Origin of the sequence: Pedobacter hartonius, assembly GCF_900107535.1 — a bacterium.
GTDB classification, from domain to species: Bacteria; Bacteroidota; Bacteroidia; order Sphingobacteriales; family Sphingobacteriaceae; genus Pedobacter; species Pedobacter hartonius.
Map to the genome: position 1 here is coordinate 22,158 of NZ_FNRA01000014.1, position 22,592 is coordinate 44,749.

General features: G+C 40.3%; 22 protein-coding genes. 12 read left to right on the forward strand and 10 right to left on the reverse strand.

The genetic code is table 11. The features are described 5' to 3' along the window. Window positions 1-2: 2 nt before the first annotated feature. Window positions 3-524: a type VI secretion system TssO gene (locus tag BLW16_RS19940; protein ID WP_090559647.1), complete on the reverse strand. Its 522-nt coding sequence runs from the start codon at window positions 522-524 to the stop codon at window positions 3-5. A gap of 206 nt (window positions 525-730) precedes the next feature. Here BLW16_RS19940 and BLW16_RS19945 point away from each other — a divergent pair, with 206 nt between their 5' ends. Together BLW16_RS19945 and BLW16_RS19950 are read left to right on the forward strand one after the other, a co-directional pair. Continuing rightward, window positions 731-1,165, forward strand: a complete 435-nt coding sequence (locus BLW16_RS19945; protein ID WP_090559648.1) for a GPW/gp25 family protein — start codon at window positions 731-733, stop codon at window positions 1,163-1,165. 16 nt (window positions 1,166-1,181) lie between these two features. Continuing rightward, entirely contained in the window at window positions 1,182-3,029 is a 1,848-nt protein-coding gene (locus tag BLW16_RS19950; protein WP_090559649.1) for a type VI secretion system baseplate subunit TssF, read from the forward strand. On the opposite strand, the gene BLW16_RS19955 is transcribed toward BLW16_RS19950, so the two are convergent. Beyond that, window positions 3,026-3,964 carry a type VI secretion system baseplate subunit TssG gene (locus tag BLW16_RS19955; RefSeq protein ID WP_090559650.1) on the reverse strand — a complete coding sequence of 313 codons (939 nt, stop codon included), beginning with the start codon at window positions 3,962-3,964 and terminating at the stop codon, window positions 3,026-3,028. The two genes, BLW16_RS19950 and BLW16_RS19955, sit on opposite strands and share 4 nt — an antisense overlap. A 210-nt stretch (window positions 3,965-4,174) precedes the next feature. Here BLW16_RS19955 and BLW16_RS19960 point away from each other — a divergent pair, with 210 nt between their 5' ends. The 5 genes from BLW16_RS19960 (at window position 4,175) to BLW16_RS19980 (ending at window position 10,245) form a co-directional block, all read left to right on the forward strand. Beyond that, on the forward strand, window positions 4,175-5,065 hold the full coding sequence (locus BLW16_RS19960) for a TssN family type VI secretion system protein (RefSeq protein WP_090559651.1): 891 nt from the start codon (window positions 4,175-4,177) through the stop codon (window positions 5,063-5,065). 15 nt (window positions 5,066-5,080) lie between these two features. Beyond that, window positions 5,081-6,232: a hypothetical protein gene (locus BLW16_RS19965; protein WP_090559652.1), complete on the forward strand. Its 1,152-nt coding sequence runs from the start codon at window positions 5,081-5,083 to the stop codon at window positions 6,230-6,232. 214 nt (window positions 6,233-6,446) lie between these two features. Beyond that, entirely contained in the window at window positions 6,447-8,246 is a 1,800-nt protein-coding gene (locus tag BLW16_RS19970) for a type VI secretion system Vgr family protein (protein ID WP_090559653.1), read from the forward strand. Window positions 8,247-8,250: 4 nt separating this feature from the next. Further along, window positions 8,251-9,054: a hypothetical protein gene (locus BLW16_RS19975; RefSeq protein ID WP_090559654.1), complete on the forward strand. Its 804-nt coding sequence runs from the start codon at window positions 8,251-8,253 to the stop codon at window positions 9,052-9,054. 3 nt (window positions 9,055-9,057) lie between these two features. After that, window positions 9,058-10,245 carry a Hint domain-containing protein gene (locus BLW16_RS19980; protein WP_090559655.1) on the forward strand — a complete coding sequence of 396 codons (1,188 nt, stop codon included), beginning with the start codon at window positions 9,058-9,060 and terminating at the stop codon, window positions 10,243-10,245. Between the two features lie 66 nt (window positions 10,246-10,311). On the opposite strand, the gene tssD (BLW16_RS19985) is transcribed toward BLW16_RS19980, so the two are convergent. The 8 genes from tssD (BLW16_RS19985) to BLW16_RS20020 form a co-directional block, all read right to left on the reverse strand. Continuing rightward, window positions 10,312-10,704, reverse strand: coding sequence for a type VI secretion system tube protein TssD (gene tssD, locus BLW16_RS19985; protein WP_090559656.1), 393 nt, complete (start codon window positions 10,702-10,704; stop codon window positions 10,312-10,314). A gap of 86 nt (window positions 10,705-10,790) precedes the next feature. Continuing rightward, window positions 10,791-11,186: a type VI secretion system tube protein TssD gene (gene tssD / locus BLW16_RS19990; protein ID WP_090559657.1), complete on the reverse strand. Its 396-nt coding sequence runs from the start codon at window positions 11,184-11,186 to the stop codon at window positions 10,791-10,793. Between the two features lie 42 nt (window positions 11,187-11,228). After that, complete coding sequence (locus tag BLW16_RS19995) at window positions 11,229-12,620, reverse strand: DUF5458 family protein (RefSeq protein WP_090559658.1); 1,392 nt, start codon at window positions 12,618-12,620, stop codon at window positions 11,229-11,231. Between the two features lie 34 nt (window positions 12,621-12,654). Further along, window positions 12,655-13,101, reverse strand: a complete 447-nt coding sequence (locus BLW16_RS20000; RefSeq protein WP_090559659.1) for a hypothetical protein — start codon at window positions 13,099-13,101, stop codon at window positions 12,655-12,657. Window positions 13,102-13,112: 11 nt separating this feature from the next. Then, window positions 13,113-15,617: an ATP-dependent Clp protease ATP-binding subunit gene (locus tag BLW16_RS20005; RefSeq protein ID WP_090559660.1), complete on the reverse strand. Its 2,505-nt coding sequence runs from the start codon at window positions 15,615-15,617 to the stop codon at window positions 13,113-13,115. 11 nt (window positions 15,618-15,628) lie between these two features. After that, the gene (gene tssR / locus BLW16_RS20010; protein ID WP_090559661.1) at window positions 15,629-17,965 is read right to left on the reverse strand and encodes a type VI secretion system protein TssR domain-containing protein; all 2,337 of its coding nucleotides are present in this window, start codon (window positions 17,963-17,965) and stop codon (window positions 15,629-15,631) included. Between the two features lie 12 nt (window positions 17,966-17,977). Beyond that, complete coding sequence (locus BLW16_RS20015; RefSeq protein WP_090559662.1) at window positions 17,978-18,916, reverse strand: PKD domain-containing protein; 939 nt, start codon at window positions 18,914-18,916, stop codon at window positions 17,978-17,980. 24 nt (window positions 18,917-18,940) lie between these two features. Then, complete coding sequence (locus BLW16_RS20020) at window positions 18,941-19,432, reverse strand: type VI secretion system transmembrane protein TssO (RefSeq protein WP_090559663.1); 492 nt, start codon at window positions 19,430-19,432, stop codon at window positions 18,941-18,943. Between the two features lie 324 nt (window positions 19,433-19,756). Here BLW16_RS20020 and BLW16_RS20025 point away from each other — a divergent pair, with 324 nt between their 5' ends. The 5 genes from BLW16_RS20025 to BLW16_RS23340 all read left to right on the forward strand — a co-directional run bounded on the left by BLW16_RS20025 (window position 19,757) and on the right by BLW16_RS23340 (window position 22,523). Continuing rightward, entirely contained in the window at window positions 19,757-19,945 is a 189-nt protein-coding gene (locus BLW16_RS20025) for a hypothetical protein (protein WP_090559664.1), read from the forward strand. Beyond that, entirely contained in the window at window positions 19,942-20,226 is a 285-nt protein-coding gene (locus tag BLW16_RS20030; protein WP_090559665.1) for a hypothetical protein, read from the forward strand. Before BLW16_RS20025 ends, BLW16_RS20030 begins: the two co-directional genes overlap by 4 nt. A gap of 440 nt (window positions 20,227-20,666) precedes the next feature. Then, window positions 20,667-21,386, forward strand: a complete 720-nt coding sequence (locus BLW16_RS20035; protein WP_175470654.1) for a DUF3626 domain-containing protein — start codon at window positions 20,667-20,669, stop codon at window positions 21,384-21,386. Window positions 21,387-21,667: 281 nt separating this feature from the next. Further along, window positions 21,668-22,015 (forward strand): hypothetical protein, encoded by a 348-nt coding sequence (locus tag BLW16_RS23070; protein ID WP_139298365.1) that lies wholly within the window; start codon window positions 21,668-21,670, stop codon window positions 22,013-22,015. Continuing rightward, window positions 21,951-22,523: a DUF3626 domain-containing protein gene (locus BLW16_RS23340; RefSeq protein WP_175470655.1), complete on the forward strand. Its 573-nt coding sequence runs from the start codon at window positions 21,951-21,953 to the stop codon at window positions 22,521-22,523. Before BLW16_RS23070 ends, BLW16_RS23340 begins: the two co-directional genes overlap by 65 nt. The last annotated feature ends 69 nt before the right edge of the window (window positions 22,524-22,592 follow it).

Below are 22,592 nucleotides of genomic sequence, written 5' to 3' on the forward strand. Positions count from 1 at the left end.
AACTATCTCTTAAACAACTGGCCACTTAATGCAGCTGAAGCAGAATGATTTACCTGTAAGCATGATTCCAATTGCGTTTTGGTACTTTCTATCCGGAATCTTGTGGTAAAAAGGGAATCCTGTATTCCTGCCATTTGTGCCACATCATCGGTCATTTTTTTATACAGGAGAAAACTACCTGCGGTAGACTGCTGCTGTTTGATGGTCTCCTTAATTTTAAAATTTGCATTCTGTATCTCATCAATCATAACAGATTGGTTATTCATTTCTTCAGAATTGGTAGAAGTAAATCTGGATAACTGCTTAAACCTTAATAGGATCAGATCAAACTGGGTATTGATCTCCCTCCTCCTGGCCAGCAACTGCCGGCTTTTTTTCATATTATCCGACAGGAGATCATAATCATATTGCGTAGATGCAAAAAAGAAATAAACGCATAGAATAGAAAACGCCGCGAGCGCTAAAAAATTCAGGGAAAATACCCGGTATGATTTATTTAATTCTTTAGCATTGATAGGTTTCATAAAAAAGGTATTAGGTTAATATTATTATCCGCTATTTAAACGTTAAAATATATGATCAATTATCCTTAAAGAATTTAATCAGACATGTATCATCATATTTTTTTTTAACCAAAAAACTACATTAAATAAAATAATCATTTTGAATTTAATAATACTAAACATAATTGTATTAATTAATTTAAATTAATCATAATAAAATAATTAAAATGTCAAACTTATTGTACAGCAAGCCATTTAAATTAAAAAGTATTTTCTCAAATCACGATCTGGACACCTCGAATCTGGGTGAGTCTATATCCCAAAACCTTGAACTGATTATCTTTACAAGATATGGAGAACACAGGCATAACCCGGATTTTGGATGTGAAATATGGGACCTTGATTTCGAATTGGTGATTAGTGAAAGGATCTGGGAGGAAAAATTCAGACAGTCATTGCTTAAATCAATTACCACTTACGAACCAAGGTTATATCAGGTAGGATTGGAAATCAAAATGACGGAGGTAGAAAAAATATTCTCAGGAATTAAAATCGCTGAAGTTAAAAAAAAGGTTGAAATCTATATTAGCGGGAGGGTAAATCTAACCGGTGAAAAATATCTTTTCAATACCACGCTTTATTTAAGCCCGTTATGTAGCTAATATTATTTGAGATTGCATGAAAGGAATATTTTACTCTTCAAAAGATGAGATCAGGAACAGGATGCTGAAAAATGCCCGGGATTTCTGGGATGTAAAAAATACAAATGATTTCGATCCGATGGTCAAATTACTGATCGAAGCATTGTGTACCGAGCTTTTTAATATATCCAATGAAGTAAATGACCTGGAAAACAGAATCTTAGATAAGATATCAAAGGTCCTGGCTTCTGATACTCTAATTTCAGCCATCCCGGCTCATGCTATCCTGCATGCCCGCCCTTATGAAGATACTGATGTGATTGACGAAAAAGACCAGTTCATTTTCAGTAAAAAAATAAGCGACGGAAACAACAATAAGGAGGTACAGCTTGATTTATTTTTTAGTCCGTTACGGTCTGTGAAGGTATTTAATGCTGCAGTAAGTTATATAGCTACCGGCACCTTCCTGTTCCGGATTGATGAGCAACAAAACAAATCACTGATCAGTCAGAGTACAGCAACCTACAGATTGGAGAATAACGCTTTTTATATCGGGCTGAGCATGCCATCAGCTTTAAGTTCCTATGACGGTCTTAGCTTTTATTTTGACTGGCCTGATTATGCCATCGAAAACAACATTTATGATTTGCTGAAATTGTCTGCATGGTTTATGGATGGGCATCCCGTAAAAGTATCTTCCGGCAGATATTTTCAGTCTTCAAAAAAACAGCGGCAATCGCCATTTAGTAACCATGATATGCTAAACGTGCTGACAGCAGACATACATGGTTTTTATGCACATAGATTTTTAACTATTGACGGGAGTACTGTTCAACATATCCCCGATTTACAATTGTATCCATCAGACTTTGAACCTGTTTTTCGTGACAGCAGTCTTCAAAACTTCAAAAAACCATTGCTTTGGATCAAAGTAATCTTTCCGGTCGCCATTGGTCAGCCACTGCTTAATGAACTTTCTGTGTCCATTAATGCATTTCCGGTGGTCAATAAAAAGATGCATGATTTAAAACACCGGTTAAAGATGATGAGTGATATTATTCCCTTAAAACTTTCAGCAGATGATCAGTTTCTGGGTGTAGATACCTTAAAAGATAATTTTGGCAATCACTATACCGAAATTCCTCAGGGCTATGATGAGGAAAGAAGCTCGGGCCTTTTTTCTATCCGTTACGGGGGGGCTGAGCGTTTTGACGACAGAAATGCCAAAGAAGTACTGGATCACCTGTTTGAACTGTTAAGAGATGAAAAAGCTGCATTTTCTGCCTATGGTTCTGATTTCCTGAATACCTCTTTAAAAGAGCTGGAACAAAATATTTCCTTGCTGGTGCAAAAAACCGCGGGACAATTGCTGAACAGAAAGGAATTAATCAATTATCTGGTGGTTAAGCCGCTGAACGATGCAGACATTATGTTTATGGAATTCTGGAGTACCAAAGCAGAACTGGGCAACCAGGTAAAACGCGGAAGCAGTTTAAGGGCTTTTGAACACCATAAAGCCTTTCCTGAAAGTTTGTACTTCTTAAGCAATTCAATCGGTGGCAGGTCCAGATTAAATGCTGAAAATAGAGTACAGGCTTATAAATATGGGCTTACTACAGGTAACAGGATAGTTACACATGCAGATATTTTGGGTTTCTGCTCTTTTGAGCTGGGTAATATGATTACTGGCGTAGAGATCAGGAAAGGTCTCAGCAAAGCGCAAAACCCTAAAGAAGGCTTCATCAAAACTACTGACATTGTGGTTACGCCAGCACAGTTTAATGGGTTAAATGCGGAGGAATGGAAGTCAATCCTGGAGCTGACGAGGTCGAAGCTTGAAATCAGAAGTACGATGAATATTCATTACCGTTTGTTTCTGGCTTAAAGATATACCGTGTAGCCAAGAAAAGAATTAGCGCTCTCTGCCCCTAAAGCACCAGCCCTGTGCTCCCGGCTCGTGATCAATTCAGTCTTTACTGATGTCTCAGCAGGCACAAGATAAGAGACAACAATATCCAATAAGCGGGAATAAGGAGTACCCGGCATAAAATTAACCAGCTTTTCTGCGCCTGCAGGGCCAATATGGACACACATTTCTTCCTCAATATCATCAAAAGCGACACCTATTATGGTATCAATTCCCAATGCACCATTTCCCATTTTAAATTGCATGTTTTCCTCAATTGGCGTGGCAATGACAGCTGAAGAATTCAATACCGCTTGTACGGGAATGTTAAATAGGACTGCAAGCAATTGACCTAAAAAAAACATGTCGTTGCGTTTTCGCTGAATAAGGGGCAGAAGATGCATCCATATAATACTTTGCTCTCTGTCAAGAAATTGAAATTCTTTCCATTCAACGCCAAAAAGCATGGAAAGATCATTGTAATCCGTTTTCTTGTCCAATCTGTTTTCATACCATGCCAGCAATGTCCTCATATGATTGAGCTCTGCTTCAAAAGGCATGAAAAATCTTCTGGCCACTTTTTCTTCACTTCTTTTCAGCTCTACATCATTGATCATTTGCTGTTCGGAAAGACCGGAACTTCTTACCGGAGGATAGTGAAAAAGTCCTTCGGGAAGCATGTCATACAAACCCTCCCGGTTAACTTCTACTATAAAACAATCCATAAGTTTGCTTTCCGAATAATAGGACGATACGCCAATAATATCTTTTGCATAAGCACTTTGTTTAGCACCTATAGGAAGAACAACTACCTGATCGGTATGGTAATCCTCGTTTTCCATTAATTCTGCAACTTTTACAATTGCTTTAAAATCTGTGTCAAACCCGTTAAGAAAATTCAAGTCCGTTTTCATGAGTATTGTGTTTAGCACTCGTTTTTGATAGTTAAAATCTGCAGGTTGCTGCTGTCATGTAAAGGCAACAATACCCCAACCAGCCGCATGTTGATAATTTTATTGCGTTATTATTTGTAGTAAAATTACTATAATAACTTTAGCGGCTTATTTTTACAACACTAAGATAGTATATTTGCGTTTGATTAAATAATGTGTTAATATTTTTCAATGAATGTGCAATCTTTTTTTCTCAGATATTTGCTGCTGCCGGTAATTGTAATTGTTTCTGCAACAATACTTGTTATAGTGAATAAAAAAAATCAGTTTGTGAGTAACAAAAAACTGATCACCGGGATATTGTCTCTAAGCCTTTCGTTGGCTATTCCGGGCCTGCTTGGTTTTCTTGGCTTAAATTTTATGCCCTGGGGATATGTCATTTGTCAGCTCTTTTATCTCATCCTGGGCTGCGTTTTTGTATATTTGATGACCAGGTACTATTCAAACGGGGTCCTGACCAGAAAGGTATTTATCATCATTGCTTTACTGATCAGCTGCCTGCTTGGATTTTACCTCTATCAGCTGGCGTTCAACTGGCTAAGTACTATCCGGATCGGCGCCTGGGCTGCAACCAGCATTTTTAATTTTATGATCCCATTATTATTCTGGTGGTGTTATGCGGCATTGATCAGCATACCTTCAGAAATTTATAAGATATGGCAATACCCGGTAATCCCCATAGATTTTGATATCGATCATCTTGATTTTGACAGGATGCTGGTGCTGGAACTGGAGTTGTATAAAAACAGCGATGATGCCGAGCCTGTCAGGGTGAAAGCAAAGGCACCGGAGAACATGGAATTTGGTAGCTGGTTCTATAAATTCATAGAAGATTACAACCTGAAATTTCCGAAAAGCAACGTAAAATATACGAATGAAAGAAATGAATCGTTTAAGTGGATATTCTTCATTAAAACTTCTTTTTTTAAGCGGAATATTTTTATTGATCCGGAGTTGGATATCCTGCAAAACGGCATTACTGATAAAGTAACTATCTATGCGAAAAGAGTAGCTGACGATGCTGCACCAGAAATAAAAGGTGACGATTCCATATTTATTTAATCATTTTAAAAGCCTATGATTTCCCCACTAAAATACAAACCTGTCAACTGGATAGATGGAATGAAGCTCTCCAGTGCCCATTTCGTAGCTACAGATCAATATAACCAGGATTTTGTCAGGGATGCGCGGTCATTAGCGCTCAGCAGCTACAATTATGGCCTGCTGCCTCCCTTTTCAGGACAACGCAGTTCACATGATATTGAGATAACGGAAAAGGCCACCAATCAGGTAGAGATAAAAATACGGCATTGTAACGCCGTTACTGCCGAAGGATGCCGGATTGATATTGATGGTTCAACTGACTATACTAACCACCTTACTTACAGTCATTACTTTAACGAGAATTCTGATTCAAGGCAAATCGTTTACAATGTTCTCTTACTCGTAAACCCTTTTGAAAGAGTACCTGCAGGTAACCCCGATCCACAGGATCACCCGCCAAGATATCCGGATATATCCAGGGGATACAGCATTTCTTTGCTTCCTGTGGCTGAAAAGGCACCTCATGCAACAGACACCTCCCACCTGACCATCGCACAGCTCATCCTGGAAAACAGCCGGATCTTAATTAACAAGAATTATATCCCTCCAAGCAGTACGATTGGAAGCCATCCAAATTTAATTCATTATTACGAATTGTTCAGCACACTGATGAATGATATACAGCTGTCGGCTTTTAAAATTATTGATAAAACAGCTGCTAAAGAAGCTTTGTCCCCACTGGGTAAAAATATCCGTTTGATTTCAGAAAAATTACTGGACTGCCTCGCACAGGTTTTCTTCAACTACCGGAACCTGGGTTACCAGCAACCGCCCATTCAACTGGCTGGTTATTTTTCTAATCTGGCCCATGTATTCTTTACCGGTGTTAAACTTGTTGAATCCAGAGAAAGAGAAGAAATGCTAAAATATTTTTATGAATGGAAAGACGTTACACCCGGCAATTTTGAAGAATTATTGGCGCGCAATATTGAACTGATTTATAACCACCAGGACATTTATGCGTCCATGTTGCTGATTGAGGAGTTTTTAAAGGTTATTGCAGCCCTCTGGAGTAAACTGAGCATGCTCGATTACGTTGGTCAGCGTAAAGAAAACATTGTTGTTGCCGAGCAGCAAATAGTACAGCAGGTTCAGGTAAAAAGAACCTGGACGCTGCTGGATTAAATCATCAGTTAGTTATTATCCTGGCCGCTCCAATAACCGGGGCGGCCTTTTTTTTCGATCCGTTGAACAAATCACCGATAGTGGGGATTGTAAAAAAGCCCCTTCAATGGTATTTTTGATCTGTCTTTAAGCGTAATCAGACAGATCAGCACAAACCTAACAGGGCATAGAAAGGATTTTATGCCAAATCATCAACAGGCATGTAAATTAATTTATGAATATACAGTTCATTAAAGATATCTGCATCGGCACAGAGACTATTGTTTATGTCACGTCGTTTCATCTTCAACAGCAATTTAATGCGCATCATTATTTTGAACTGAAATTTAAACATAATCATATAATTGCACCCGACTTAATCCAGCTGGATAAAAGCAGGCATCTGGTAGGTAAAACTCTTACCGCATCATTTGGTTCTTTATCAGGCAAACAGCAAAAATTTGCCGGAATCGTCACTAAAATAGAGTCAGCTCAAAGTCATGGCTATCATAGTGTGATCGTTGCCAGCGGTTACAGTCCAACTATATTAATCGATCGCGGGGCAGACCTGGGCTCCTATTTTAACAAGACCCTTGAAGAAATTGTTAAACTGGCTACGCGTGACACTCCGGCTAATGACTTGATGATGAATACCCATCCAGACCGTAAAAAGCCGGTCGATTATCTCATTCAATACAATGAAAGTGATTTCAACTTCCTGAACCGTTTAAGTGCAGAGTATTATGAATGGTTTTTTTATGATGGTGAAAATCTGCATTTCGGTAAACCCGATAAACCGGCAGAAGTGAGTTTAATCTACGGACGAGACATTCAAAGTCTGCAATATGGTATCGAAATAACCCCTAAAAGAAATACAAGGTTCGCTTATGATCCAAAGCAGGATGAAATGTTGCAGGGAAAAAGTAAGGGGCATTCAGACGGAAGGCCTGACCATGCCCATGCCATGAATACCTCAGGTTCCATCTATAGTAAAACATACAATCAGCTCTCACTGATCAGGGTAGAGAACAAAAGTGATGTTCAGAACCTTACTGAAAGTGAAGAAAAAGCCATTAACGGTCAGCTGCTTAAGATTAGCGGAAGTGGCGATAATCCTGAAACAGGCATAGGGACGATTGCAGATATCAGTATGAGTGTTGACCAGGGATCCGGGTTTGAAATTCAAAGCCTTGGTGAATTTTTAATTACCTCGGTAATACACCATATAGATAGCGCCGGACGTTATTTTAATACGTTTGAAGGGATATCCGCTGCTACCGAACGTATCCATGTCAAAGATTATCTGCGCCCGCAGCCGGATATGGTGCTGGCCGAGGTATTTGACAATGCTGACCCGCTGGGACAGGGCCGGATAAGGGTGAAATTCAAATGGATATGTGAAAACAATGATCCTACAGAATGGCTGAGAGTCATGACCCCTGATGCCGGCAACAGCAGCAAAGTGACTAAAAACAGGGGTTTCGTATTTATACCTGAAAAGGGAGACCAGGTGATCATTGGTTTTGAAGACGGAAACATTAACCGTCCGATAGTAATGGGAAGTGTATTTCATGGTAAGAACGGCATAGGCGGAGGCAATAATAACGACCGTAAAAGTTTGACCTCTAAAAGCGGGCATACTGTCAGCCTGGATGATAATGGCGGTATATTGGTAAAAGATAAAACCGACCTGAATTTTATTGCTATTGACGGTAAAAATGCCATTACGATCAACACGGATAACAATATCACCCTGCAAACGGGTAAAGTAATGATCATTATGGATAAAGAAAAAGACCAGATCATTATACAGGCCAAAAATATAGAGATCCGGGCCGCTGACGATTTCAAACTGACAGGCGACGGCGCACCGAGTAAAAATGGAAGTTTAGAGTTTGAAGATCAGTTACAGATCTTTTCAAAAAATGAGCTTTCACTTGTCGGAGAATCTACCGCAAAGTTAAACGGAAAAGACGTACGCATTGCGGGCGGCAAAACCAGTATTGACGGGACTCCGGTAAAAATTAATTCTTAAACAGATGAACCCGTATACCGAAAAAAATTATCAGCTGGTGGTAAAAGGAAATGTAAAAATGCTGACCATGATGGATAGCTTTGCCACGGCAGGCAGCTACACCTTATCTGAAAGAGGGCAAAATGCCATCAAACCGGATTTACAGGAATATGTACTGGAAGAGAAAGAGCTAAAATTGACGGAATACTTTGATCCCAATACCTACCAGTTGATTGAATATGTAAACAAACTTGCCAGAATCTATAACAGGCAGCACATCTGCATCAATGAACGCGGAGCAATTAAGGGCCTGTTAAATATGCCCGAAATAAAATCAAAATGGGATAAGTTAAAAAAGGAGCTGATGCAGGTAAATCCCATTGCTGCTTTTGAAATTATCCGTCATAAAGACCGGGAACTGGCAAACCCCGCTGAAGTGATAGATAACCTGAGCAATGCACATTTTATGCACCTGTTTTTATATGTATTTACCGGTCAACTGGGTAGTATAACTGAACAGCAGCAGCGGCTGGTTCGGGACCGCATGGGAATAGGATTTTCAATTCCGGTTAATCAGATTTTTACTACCGAAAAAACCGGTAGCGGTTATACAGTATACGCAGAGGCTTTGTTAAATGAAGATGGAAAAATTGATAAAAATTTGATTATCAGCGTAACAGGGGAAAAGAACCTGGATATAAAACATTATACACAGGCCAGTTTTAATTATAGTGAAAATCGAGATTTACTATCCGCTGAAATGACAATTTTTGAACAGTTAAACAATGATTATAAATCAGACCTGTACCTGCACCTTGAAAGTAACTGACCTATGGAGAAAGAATCACAATGGTTAACAGAAAAACATTACCTGGTCTGCCCTAAGGGAGTAATGTTTAAGCAAATGAAAGTCATGAGCCAGCGGATGGTTTCTTTTAGCGGTCATCTTGCAGCAACTACAGCAGACACGATGATTGGCAATCCGTTTATGTGTATGGGTATGCTGGCCGCTGCTGCACCGCCGGTTTCCGTCTTGCAAACTAAAGCACTGGCCTTACTTGCGGTTCCTGTAATGGCTCTGCCAAGAATTGGCATACCTCCGCAAATATTATTGATAGCAAGCAGCCTGGGTACTGCCAAATGCAGTTTAAGTTCCGCATCAAGAAAATGGATCGGCTCCTCTCCTAACCTGATTATCAACCGCAATGAAGGCCTGGTGGTTGGAAAGAGTATGCTGATGTGCCCCTCAGAGGGAGTGATGGTACAAACTATTGAAACCTTTTGGATGGCCATGATGAACGTCGGTTTAAACAAAATCGGCCATATCGCCAATTTTGCCTTTGGACTGATGGCCGGGCGCGGATTGGGTACAATGACTGCCCGGCATACGCCGGCACACGCTTATGAGCCTTCATCGCTATTTGGCGGAATGAGCCTGATGTCTAGGGCTGCCAGCGGGTTCAGCTTATTTGGCCCGGCAGGCCAAAACGACCTGTCAGGTCTGGACGAAAGAAATAACAGCAATAAACTGCTTGCCAGCGGACATGAACTGACAATTGCAATTTTCTCTGCAAAGGGCGCTTCGCTGACCTGCTTCCCGGCAGGAACACTGGTACATACCAGCAGTGGCCTTTTACCTGTTGAAGAAATACAGGAAGGTACGTTGTTATGGACAGTTAATGAGAAAAACGGACAGCGGGAGCTGAAACCAGTAAAAAAAACACACCGCCGCAGTACCCTGAATCTGATGGCAGTTGAACTGGAAAACGGAATTCTTTTTGAAATCACGCCAGATCACCGCGTAAGGTCCGGAGGTGAATGGAAAGAAATACAGAATCTTGAAACAGCCGATCAGCTGGAAAATATTACCGGCGAAATGATACTCATCAGAAATATTGGCATGCTGGGGAAAAGTGTATTAGTTTATAATTTCTCAGTGGCCGATAATGAAAATTATTTTGTTACGGAAGAAGGAATTCTGGTACATAACGCCGGTGGATATGATAGAGGTTATGAATGATAAACCTGCCAGAAAGCTGGCAGGTTTATCATTTCATCTATTTTGGCCTGTTAATGCCTTCTTCTCTTATTTCGGCCATTCATTTTCATGAGTGGCGTTGCCTATTGTTATCGTCTTGGCAGAGATTACAATTTTTGTAAGCATCGGCTGGGAAGTAAAAACATGCAATTCTTCTGTGAGTTCAATAACATAAGCATTTGAAAATTTTATCTCCTTCATTTTAGCATCTTCATCCTGCTTCTTAATTTCTAAACTGCCTTCAATTGCTTTATATTGATTGTTCACCATACTTTCAAGAGCCGATGTATCCGCGTTAGCTTCTATATGCACTTCTATTTTACCGCCGTATATACCGGAAGCAGGTCTACCTTTAGGATCTACGTCACGATTAAAATCATAGGAACAATATAATACGTCATATTCGTTAGCTGATAAGGTTAATGTTGCTTTAAAAGCCATAGTCTTTTAATTTAAGGTTTATTTCACTAATTAATAATAATCCCTGTGCTATCTATAGCAGCAGGTTATTTGACCATCTATTTCTATTACTTTTCCTGCCAATCATTTTCATGAATGGCAGTACCTATTGTAATTTTCCGTGCCGATAGTCTAAAACGTGTGGTCATTGGTTCTGCAGTAAAGGCACTCAAAGTTTCCGAAAAACCAACAACATAAGCATCTGTAAATTCTATTTCCTTCATTTTAGCATCTTCATCCTGCTTTTTAATAGTTATACTTCCGCTAACTGCCTTATGTTGATTATTTACCATACTTTCTATAACAGAGGTATCTTCATTCGCTTCTATGCCCACGTTGATGACACCGCCATAAACAGCGGAAGAAGGCATGCCCTTAGGGTCAACACTCCGTTTAAATTGATAGCCAACTGAAATTATATCAAAATTCTTACCTGCAATGGTCAATTGTGCTTTAAAAGCCATAATTTTTTATTTAAAGGTTTGTACTAAATAATTATTTAAATTTTAAGCCTGTGCATATTCAGAGCTCCAGGTAGTTTCTTCATCTTCTCCTTTTTGTCCGTCCAGCCTGACTACAAAACTTTTTGCCGGGAAATAAGGTGTGATGTGAATATCCAGATGGATCATATCCTTTTGGACATCATCCCTTTCAAAACGCATGATCTTGAAACGTTCAATCAAACGGTCGGGGCCCTGAATTTTATCCAGGAACTTTACAATTTGTCCGCGAAGGTCTTTCTCTGTTCTGGAGGTCCAGTTTTCAAAAGCACGCCTGTTTAAAAAGTCAAACAGTACTTTGGTGATATAGTCAAATACACGGACTACCGAATAGGTTTGCAGACCAATGTTATCACCATTGAATAGTGTCTTGGCAGAAAAAGCCATTACTTTTCCATATTCATTTACCATCGGGACCAACCCTATCCGTTCAAGATGGGAAATCTCACTTTTCTTCAGGTCAAACTTAACGCCGTCAACATCGTTCATTGATCCATGTTTCTTTCCTGCTGTAACCTGCGACATCAATGTATAATACATTTTGCCGGCCAATGCCGAAGATCCAGGAATGGTAAGGTCGTCTTCTTCTCCGGCTTCGGCTACTTTTCCGCGGCCAATCAGCCAATTGCAAGTCATGATCACATTTGACCTGAAGGCATCACCGCCGGTTAAATTTGCTTCAGTGAAGAGATCGATCACATCATCAGGGTGGTCCAGGTCAGCAAAATCAGTGATCAGCATGACCTTATTCCTGTAAGCTATGGCGCCCCATTTTTCTACTACTTTATTCGAGCCCATATACCCTGGAATAACCAGCAGGGAATAATTCTGCCGCAGGTCAAGTCTGTCGTAGTTCTGTTTCAGCTCATCACTTACATATTCAATGAATCTTGGATTATCCAGGTCTTTAACCTGCTCTGGCGAAGCATTCATCAGGATGACGTTCTTCAGCTTGTCTTCCTCGGTATTCTGGTAAAATAAATTGACAGACCGGTATGATTGTTCCAGCGCCCTGGTTGTTTTAAGCGCCCCGGCTATATTCTTAACAATGTTGTCTTCCGCTGCCTTTAATTTCTCTGTGCTTCTGTCTACCATGGCTGCAACTGAATCCGAGTTTTCCAAGATATCAATCCATAACTGGATTTTTCTTTTGAGCTCTTCTCTTTCGCTTTCTTTCTCATCGCCGGTAAGAAAGATCTGTTTCCTGGCTTTTCGTTCCGGATTTAAGTTTTGTAATCCGTCGATTGTTGATTCCAGCAGGTCGATTCCTCCTACTTTCAACAATTTATCCAGGCTATCCCGGAGAGAAAGTTTTTCCTTTGTATCTTTTTCGGCGGGTTTGAAACCAGCTGCAGCCGATTCGTTATTTACTGCCTGTTGTTCTTCTGGAGTTGCCATACTTTAATTGTTTAGTTTTTAATAAGGCAGATGCCTAATTATGTTCTTCTAATTCCATTACAAAACTTTTGAGCGCACTGATGAACGCATGTTTTGTTTCTTCATTATCAAGCGTAGTCTTCAGCGTTTTATTTGATTTCAGCTGCTTGATTACACTTAAAGACATCTCCTTTTCAATGCTGACATTCCGGAGGTGCTGGCTCTGGCTGATCATCTTTTTCACGGAGAAATCACCCAGGTTTCCGAATTGCAGCGTCTCCACCGCCTGTGAACCATCATATTTTTCAAATTCTACTTTCACCTTCGGCTTGTAGTGGTTAAATACATCCTGAACTGTTTTCAGTCCTTCAACTTTCTCGGGTTTAACCGGTTCATCATCAGTAAACTGCTGAACGAAAAGTGTTTTATTGTGGGCAATATCTCCGAAGGCTTCCGAAGTGTCTATTTTTCGTTCGTTACCACCTATTTCATAATTAAACATAGTATTGATATTTAAAGGTTTATAAATATTTCATCTTCGATAATTTCCCATTTCAGGTTATTTTCTACCTTTTTGATCAGGATGGCCTGGCCCTTTTTCAATTCACCTGAAATGATAAATCTGGAAATCGGACGTCTTAATTCGTTGCGGATCACTCCAGACAATTGCCTTGCGCCGTATTTGGGGTCAAAACCATTCAACGCGAGCATTTTTATAGCTTCAGGTTCAATTACAAATCCTATTCCCTGTTTATAGAGTACATCAACGAGACTTTTCAGCTGGATTTCAAAGATCCTGACCACGTTTTCTTCGCTGACCGGTGCAAAGGGAACGATTTCTGATAACCTGGCTAAAAACTCGGGCCTGAAATGCAACGACATGATATCCATCAGCTGATTGGATTTAGGCAGTTCTCCCTTGCGTAACTGTTCAGCAATCCACTCACTGCCTATATTGGAGGTAAACAGGATTAAGGAATTGGAAAAATCGCCCTCCTTTCCCAATCTGTCATGCATATGCCCTTCATCCAGGATCTGCAAAAAAGTATCAAATACTGAAGGATGCGCTTTTTCTATTTCATCGAAAAGCAAAACTGAATAGGGTTGCTGCCTGATTTTATTCACGAGTAACCCTCCTTCCTGGTACCCGATATATCCCGGAGGCGCGCCATACAGTAAGGCTGCAGAATGTTCTTCTTTAAATTCTGACATATCAAAACGGATCATCGCTTTCTCATCATTGAACAGGAATTCTGCGATTGATTTGGCCAGCTCCGTTTTTCCTGTGCCGGTAGGCCCCAGCAGAAAAAATGAACCTACAGGCTGCCCTTTTTTGTTCAATCCGCTCCGGGACTCCAGAATAGCATCGGCAACAGCTTTCAGCGCCTGATCCTGGCCAACCACTCTCTTTTTAAGAAATGGCACCATATTCAGCAGCTTTTCTTTTTCCTGCGCCTGTATTTTTCCCATTGGAATACCGGTTTTATAGGAAACGATAGCGGCAATATCATGTTTACTCACTTCATCTGATTTTTGAAGGGAGAGCAATTGTAAGGCACGCAGGTTGCGCAGCAGGTAATCCTGATAATCTTCAGCAGTTTCCAGCGCCTCCTGTTGCGTTTCATCATTGAGCTGGCCAAGCAGCACAGGACTCACTTTATCCTGAAGCTGATGGTATAACCATTGATAATCATCAGATTTGTTTTCACGCAGGCCGTCATCATCAAATACCATTAGGTCATTTAAGCTAATGCTGAGATCGCTGAGTACTTTTTCTGAAGTATCATTCATGAGTTTTGTGGCGGCCAGGGTACGGTCCAGCAGATCAAAGGCGGAATCCGGGAGGCGGCGGTCTTTCATATACCGCTTAGCCAGCCGGACACATTCATGGATCGCTTCCGGATGTATGTTAAGCCCGTGATGTTCCGCGTATTTAACACTGAGCTTTTCCAGCATTTTTATGGCAAAAGCTTCGCTGGGTTCATTGATCTGCAACACTTCAAATCTGCGGCTAAAAGCCTGCTCAGGTTCTATTAACTTCCGGTATTCATCAGTTGTAGTAGCGCCGATGACAGTAATTTCTCCCCTTGCCAGTTCGGGCTTCAGTAAATTACCTGCCCCGGCACCTATCGGGCCTTTACTATCAAGCAGGGTATGGATCTCATCAATAAATAATATTGCTTTGCCAAACTGTTTGATTTCTTTTATGATATTTTTTAAACGGTCTTCAATTTCTCCCTTGTAAGCAGCGCCCGCTATTAAAGATCCAAGGTCAAGTTCAAACAGTCGGACATCTTTCAGCAGGCCAGGTACGTTACCGGCTATCACATCCTGTGCAAATCCATCTATCAGGGCAGTCTTCCCCACCCCTGCATCTCCTGTAATGATTACATTGGGCTTAGTCCTCCGGCAGAGTGTCTCCATCATCATCCTCATTTCTTTATCCCTTCCAATGATGGGGTCAGTTTTATTTTCCCTGGCCATTGCAATCCTGTCCAGGCAAAACTTATGCAGTGCACTTTCTGTGCCTGTGCTTTTTTGCCCGGCTGCTGCCGGGGCTGCAGCTGAAACCACCCTGCTTATTTCTTCATCATTGAGATAGAGATCCAACAGTTCTTTTTCTTTCAAGGGAAACGATTTCAGCTGTCCGGGGCTAAATCCAACAGTTGGTTTACATAACGCAGCGAGTACACAAATCGGAGTGATCAGATCCAGCCCTAATCTGATCCTGATAGCGTCTGCTTCTTCGAACACGCCGGCAATCTCCGGGCCGCCTTTAATTTCATCCTGCATTTCTGCAGTTTTGCCCAGCTCTTCAATTCTTACATCTGCCCAGTCAGCAATATATGCCGCATCCTGGCCAATGGACAGTAAAAAGTTGCTTATTCCTACATCCTTATGCAAAAGTGCCCTTAAAAGGTGAGCTGCAGTGAACGATGCATTATAGTATTCCTTAGCCAGAGACTGAGCAATCTTAACCGCTAATTTTACTGATTCACTAATATTCCTGACACTCATAATCAAAGGCTTTATTTTTCGGGTTTACAATCAAAATTCTTCTGCGTGATATAATAATATGTTTTGCCGTTAGAGATAAACTGCTGGTTAAGCTGTGTACCTGTTTTAATATGTTCGCCGGAACGGGTCAGAAATTGCAGGTATTTTTCGAAATCGGCACGCGGCATCCTGCTGTAGCTTTTCAGGTCATTCACTGTAAAATGATCCAGCATTTGATTTTCCAGTGGCAAACCAGTTACAGTGTACAGGTATTTAGCCAGTGTCATAGACCTGATTGTGTTTCCTGATATTTTAATATTCAGTTGCTTGCGCGGAATGCCTTTGTAATTTTTAACCAATTTCTTTCTGAATGACGACAGGTCTGGCTGAATGTTCTGGCCAGTCATCAGGGAAAGAATATCGTTCAGCTGTTTATATTCCATACTGTTCAATACAATACTATATTGGAGCAGGTCCTTATGCTGTGATACCACATTATCCGGTATAGCCGAAGTCATGAAATACTTAAAACCATTGTGCGGCATTTTATCTGCCACATCAGCTCCAACAGGCTGCTCAAGCTTTGTTTTGATTACTGCAGACAGATTTTTTGACGTGATACCACTCAGCCTGAAGGCACTATCCAGGGAGCTGATCTGGTTATGAATATCAAGATCAGTTTCTTTAAGGAAACGTTTCACGGCTACCGTCATAGATTTATTGGAGGTCACCGCGCCTTTAGTAGGAAAAACAACACCTCCTTGAATCAAACTGTTATTGGGGTAATCCAGGTAAAAAGGAAGAGAATCCAGCTGACTGGTATTATAGGACTGAGTAACCGTAAGGCCCTCCCCGTTTATCAGCAATCCTTTTTTCCTTTGGGCTGAAACCACTGCCGATTCAAGCACCATTTTTTTTGATTGTAATACAAAATTGTTAAACAGCTGATTGTAATCGCTGTACATCTGGATAGCCAGCAGGCGCGCGTCCAAACTGCCAAAATCTGCACTTAAACCGAAAGGCATCAATGCTGAGGCCCCCGTACTACCGATCAATACTACTAAATTCGTTTCATTTGGATGCAGTTTAATCATATCCAATGCTCCTCTTATCCCCTGATATATGGGCTGGTAGCCGATAATACCATTACATTGTTTGGTTTTCTCAGCCTCCAGATCCAGGAAAGACATCAACTGGCGGTAATCAGGGCTGATTGGGTTAGTCGTCACCCCATGGGCTACACAGTTCTCCTCATCCCTGTATACAACTGCACCATAACTCATCTGGTATTTATGCCCGTACCCGGTGAAAATATTTTCAAAGGATTGAATCGTATTGGTTAACCCTGCAAAATATTTTGACATCGTACTGCCGCCGTCGATCACAAAGATCAGATTGATACGATGTATGTTTTTCCTCAGGTCCAGGTAGTCAGGATAGTTAAGTTTTGAACCGTTAATTGTGGTAAGTGTATTGTGAGATTTATCATATACATCGGCAGCAATACCTATCTCATCACCATTGGCAAGGCCGCTTTTAATGACCGGGAAACTCGTTAAAACCAGGTTTTCAAAATTCAGCAGCGGATCTGCGTGCGAGCCGCTCAGCAATACCGAAGCAGAGTCTGCCTCTGCGCCGGAATTGAGCTGAGCAGGAGAAATATATAATCTTTCTCCCCAGTGGTGTACCGCATCAGCTGCAACCCATCCACAGATAACTTTTCGGGCGCTATCTGTAATCAATTGGTCCTCATTTCCAATAAGAAATTTCCTACCATCGGCAGATTTTTTAAAAACATAGTTAATCTCATGCAGCCTCACTTTGGCAATCACTTTTTTCAATTCCGGAGAGCTGTACACAAAAGCGGAATCTGTACGGTCATAATAAAACTGCGGGGCTGTAAGCGGTAGTTTTCCACTAATGACAGCGATAGATTTTTCCGGGTAACCCGTTTTTACGTTCATAAAAGAACGGTGCCACATCAGTAATTTGGAGCGGTCTATCCATCCGTAACTTACTGCATTTTTTTTATCGTTTATCTTTCTTCCGTTAAGCAGCCCCGTCCCGTACCTGATCAGTTTCAAATAACCATCCTTTTCTTCGCCTACATAAAAAGGTTCCATAAAATTTAGTTTTTTCATCAACAGGCTTCCTCCCGGCGCGGTGGTGGTGAAATTTTCATCCCTGTCAGAAAAAACGATCCAGGGAGAAATAGTTTTTCTGCCATCTTTACCCTGGTCGGTATTTTCGGAAGGTTTTTCATAAGATTCAGGCATGGGCCTTACTCTTTTCTGAAAGGGCAACGGTACCTGAGCCATTACCATGACTACCTGAAGGGAAAGAATGAAAATTGAAAATACTTTTTTCATAAAAATCAGTAATTATTTTTTCACTGCTTTAGCAGAATGTTGTTTAATATTTAACAGGGTGGCACAGTTTGAGTTAGGGCTGATAGTCAATTGCGCCTGATCTACAAATATTTCTCCGCCGAAGGTTAATCCCATGCAGTAGGAATAAAAGTCGCTGTTCTTCTTTACGCTATCCTGTTCGATAGCCACCGTAACTTTTTCATTTTTGCACAGGTATTGATTGATGAGGTAATAATAATTAGGGTTAAATTCAGCGCCATCTGCAATAGCCTGTAAATGGGTTCTTATATCATCAACAATCTTGCGTTCCCCTTCGCCGGGAATCACCAGGACAGTATCCAGGCTGGGATCAGTGATATAGATCAGATGTGTAACGGGGCGGCTTTTATCACTGTTTAGCTTCACTAAAAACCTCCCTGCTTTATGAAAGGTATATAAAGCAGTCCTGCCCCTTACATCTACGCGGCCGGTTTCTCCGAATGACCATTCAAATTGATTGCCTGTTCCCTCTGCTTCCAGACGTACTTCTTCGTTGACTACTCCTGAGGTTGGTCCGTTGATCGCTACGGCTGTATCAGAGATGGCTTTAACCGTATCTTTTACCGTTACAGGAAATTGAACCTGAAGGGTACCATCTACAATTAACCTGACAATATAAGAACCGGATTTCGGGTAGTGATAGCTACCGTTTTGCAACGTAGACCTGGAGCCGTCACCAAACTGCCATAACCATTTTGTTGCATTTTTCGTATTGTCGGCATAAACCAGTTTTTCATTCAGATAAAGTTCATTTTTCAGTATCCTGGTATCAGTAACCCGTTTGTCAAACAGGGAACTTTTAAAGAGAAAGATAATTGTCGTAAGGATCAGAATGGCAGTAAGAATATATAAAAAGATAAACTGCTGCTGATTACCGGTTACAGATTTATTATTGTTGGTCACGTCTGGCATATGTGTGATGTTTCTTTTAATTGATTATCTGGTTTGGCTGCCTAAAGTTTCTCTCAATTGCCTGGTAGAAAGCTTACAATCTTCCAAAGATTTATTCAGCTTCTCCAAATCACTAAGGTTGCCTTTGAGTTCCCTCCTGTTATAGAAAAGATCATTATACAACTGAGCAGTCTGAAGAAAGGTCTTATAACGCAGATCAAAAGCCCGTCGGTTATAATTTGATTGAATAGAGCCTAAGGAATTCCGTATATCATTTTCCAGGAAATCTGCCTGCACACCAGGATCAAATTCCATAATATGTTTATAAGTGGAATCTATAGTAGCTCTCTGTTCATTAACCAATGCTTCAAACTCCGCATCCTGAGACAATTGTTCGGTCAGTTCCTCTTTAGAAACACTTTGTGCATCATCAAAATCATGAAAAAGACCATAGCCCAGTAACCCAATGGTAAGAAGGAATATTCCAAGCAGGAAAATAAATTGTTCCCTGCGTTCTTTTACACTTAATTTATTCATTTCGTCGAAAAAAATAATCTTGTTTTAACTCATAAAATATTGATGTCGTCAATAAGATATAACTTTATAAGTTAATATCGTTTATACAAAAATGACTATTAATTATACATATACATATCACCAATACCGGTTATTTATCTTTTATAGAAATTATTGAAATACACTTATACAACATGCCGGTATTTTGGCCTGTGTTTTACCAACCAGATCAGGACTGCTTGGTTTCCTAAATACCAGGCTGACAGGTAAATGAAATTACCCTAAATAGGGGATTTTAGAAGATGTTCCCAGTAAATAACTTTAACGATGTTTTAATACTATTTTATGACTCCAGAAGAAGCAGAAAAAGGAAAACAGGAAGTGTTGAGCAGATTGGCATCCAGCGACATCCTTTCGATAAATGATCTCAATAACAGCGGCGAGGCGATGGATGAACTGGATATGGCATCCCTAAGGCTCTATACTAAATTGGATATTTTGCCGAAGGAGGTAAAAGATAAACCTAAAAAATGATTAAGACATTGCGGGAGGGAGACTTCAATATCAACTTCGAAAGCTCTGAGTTCCTGGAACACCTGCGAACGGACCACTGGAAGAATATTTTCGAGATAAATTCCGATTATGATCTCAATTATATAGATGACATAGATAATGCTGAAGAACGTGTTTTTAAGTACTCTGCCTCCGGTGGGCTGGCAACATCACAAAGTGTAACTGACAGGATTAATCGTTTTGAATTAACATTACAGCCCGGTACTGATCCCAACGTCTCAGAAATGTATTTAGGATACTAGCAGAAAGAATAGAAGTGATATTTCAATAAATATTCCGCAGAAACCCGGGACATTTGCTGCGGCAACTGAATTATTTCAAGAGATCAAAACAGGGAAAATAAGACCAGGGATAAAAGAAATGGTGGTCTCTTTAGCAACAGGATCAGGCGTCAAGTAAAGTTTTATGTCCATCCTGACGGATAAGTTGGATTACCCCTATTTAGGGGATTTTAGTTGAATTTTGTAATAATGACCTTTACATTAATTTTAATAAGTTAATTTTATTTATGACACCAGAAGAAAGACAAAGAATATTGAGCAGATTAGCATCTTCTGACATAGTTTCAATCAACTATCTCAATAGCGGACAAACGAATGAGGACGAACTAGTTCAAGCAATCGTACGAGTCAATACTGTTTTTGACATTTCGTCGGACGATGGAGTACCAAAACTTAGACGTATGATTAAAACGCTCCGGGATGCAGAGCTCACTCTAAACTTCGAAAGCGATGTATATTGGAGACACCTGCTTACGAACAGCTGGAGAAATTATTACCAGGTAAATCCCCTTACTATTGAGGATTCTTATATAGTAAGTAGAGACAACGCTGAAGAACGCCTTTTTAATTACTCCAGCGCAGGAATGGACTTAATACCACAAGGAGTAACTGACAGGATTAGATCATTTGGCAGCTTAGATTCCGGAAATAATCTGTCTTTTACACCTTCTATAAGGCCAAAGTATGCAGCACTTAACTACGCTAAAGATAGATATGGACCAGCAAATCATTACGGCAACTCATATTTCGTTCTGAAAGAGCATGTAAAACACAATTGCACATTTACCGACAGGGACTCCTTCCACGTTACAGATGAGCAAGGGCATCCCGAAAACCATGTAGCTAACTATCATAACTTACATCGCTTAATCATACATATGAGCAGTGACAAATTAAAAAAACTTGATGAGGTCTCGCATGGAAATTATTCGGCGAGCGGTATACCTGATGGATATATTGAAGCGCAGATCCATGGTGACGTAGTAGTTATCCGAGATGTAGAAAAGATGTGTATCGATTATTTTGAGCTACGATCAGGGGAGGATTATCATCACGGAATAGTAGAAATGTATTATAAAATATTTGCGGAGAAAAGCAACATACAACTGATATTTACATAAGTATTCCGCAGAACCAGAGAAATTTGCCACAGCTTCTTATTCATTACAGGAGATCAAAACAAAAAAATAGGACCAAAAAAGGATAAAGGACATGATCATCTGTTTAGCAACAGGATCAGGCATATAGTAAATCTTTATTTCCATCCTCACAGGTTAATCAGATTACCCCAAATTTGTGGATTTTAAATAACGTTCCTTATAAAGGACTTTAAACTAGGTTTTTATAATTTTATTTTATGACACCAGAAGAATATCAAGAACGACAAAAAGTACTTAGCAGATTGGCATCTGGCGACATCGTTTCGATGAGCGATCTCAATAATAAACCTTATGAGACGATAGAACATGGTAGAGCAGCCATGAGACTCGTTAATGAATTGAGTATTTCGCCGCACAATGCAGAAAGTGTACTTGATCGAATGATCAAAACACTGCAGAATTCAGACCTCACGATAAACTTCGGAAGCGATTATTTTTGGAAACACCTGCTAACGAACAGCTGGAGAAATGTTTACGAAGTAAATCTCAATAATAATGAGGATTATATAGAAGACAGAGAGGATATTGAAGAACGTCTTTTTAAGTATTCCAACGCAACATGGAATACGGTACCCACGAGGTGTAACTAACCGGATTAATCATTTTGGCAGCTTCAACGACGGCAATAATCTATCTTTTGAACCTTCCATAAGACCAAAGTATGCAGCACTTAACTACGCCAAACAAATAGATGGGCCAGCAAAGCGTTACGGCAATTCGTATTTGGTTATGAAACAGCATGTCAAACACAATTGCACGTATACCGACAGGGACTCCTTTGACGTTTCAGACCAGCAGGAATACCCCCAAAACCATGTAGCGAACTATCATAATTTACAACGCCTAATCTTACACCTGGATGTGGACAAGTTAAAAAAGCTTTATGAGGTCTCTGATGGAAGTTATTCAGCGAGCAGGACACCTGAAGGATACATTGAAGCCCAGATACATGGTGATATCGTACTCGTCCGGGATGTGGAAAAGATGTATATCGATAATTTTGAATTGTCATCAGGGCATGGTTATCATCGCGGAATAGTAGAAATGTACTATAAAATATTTGCGGAGAAAAGCAACATACAACTGATATTTAAATAAATATCTCGCAGAATCTGGGAAAGTTTCCGCGCAGGGTTATCCGTCCTAATAATATGTTAAAGCTGTACC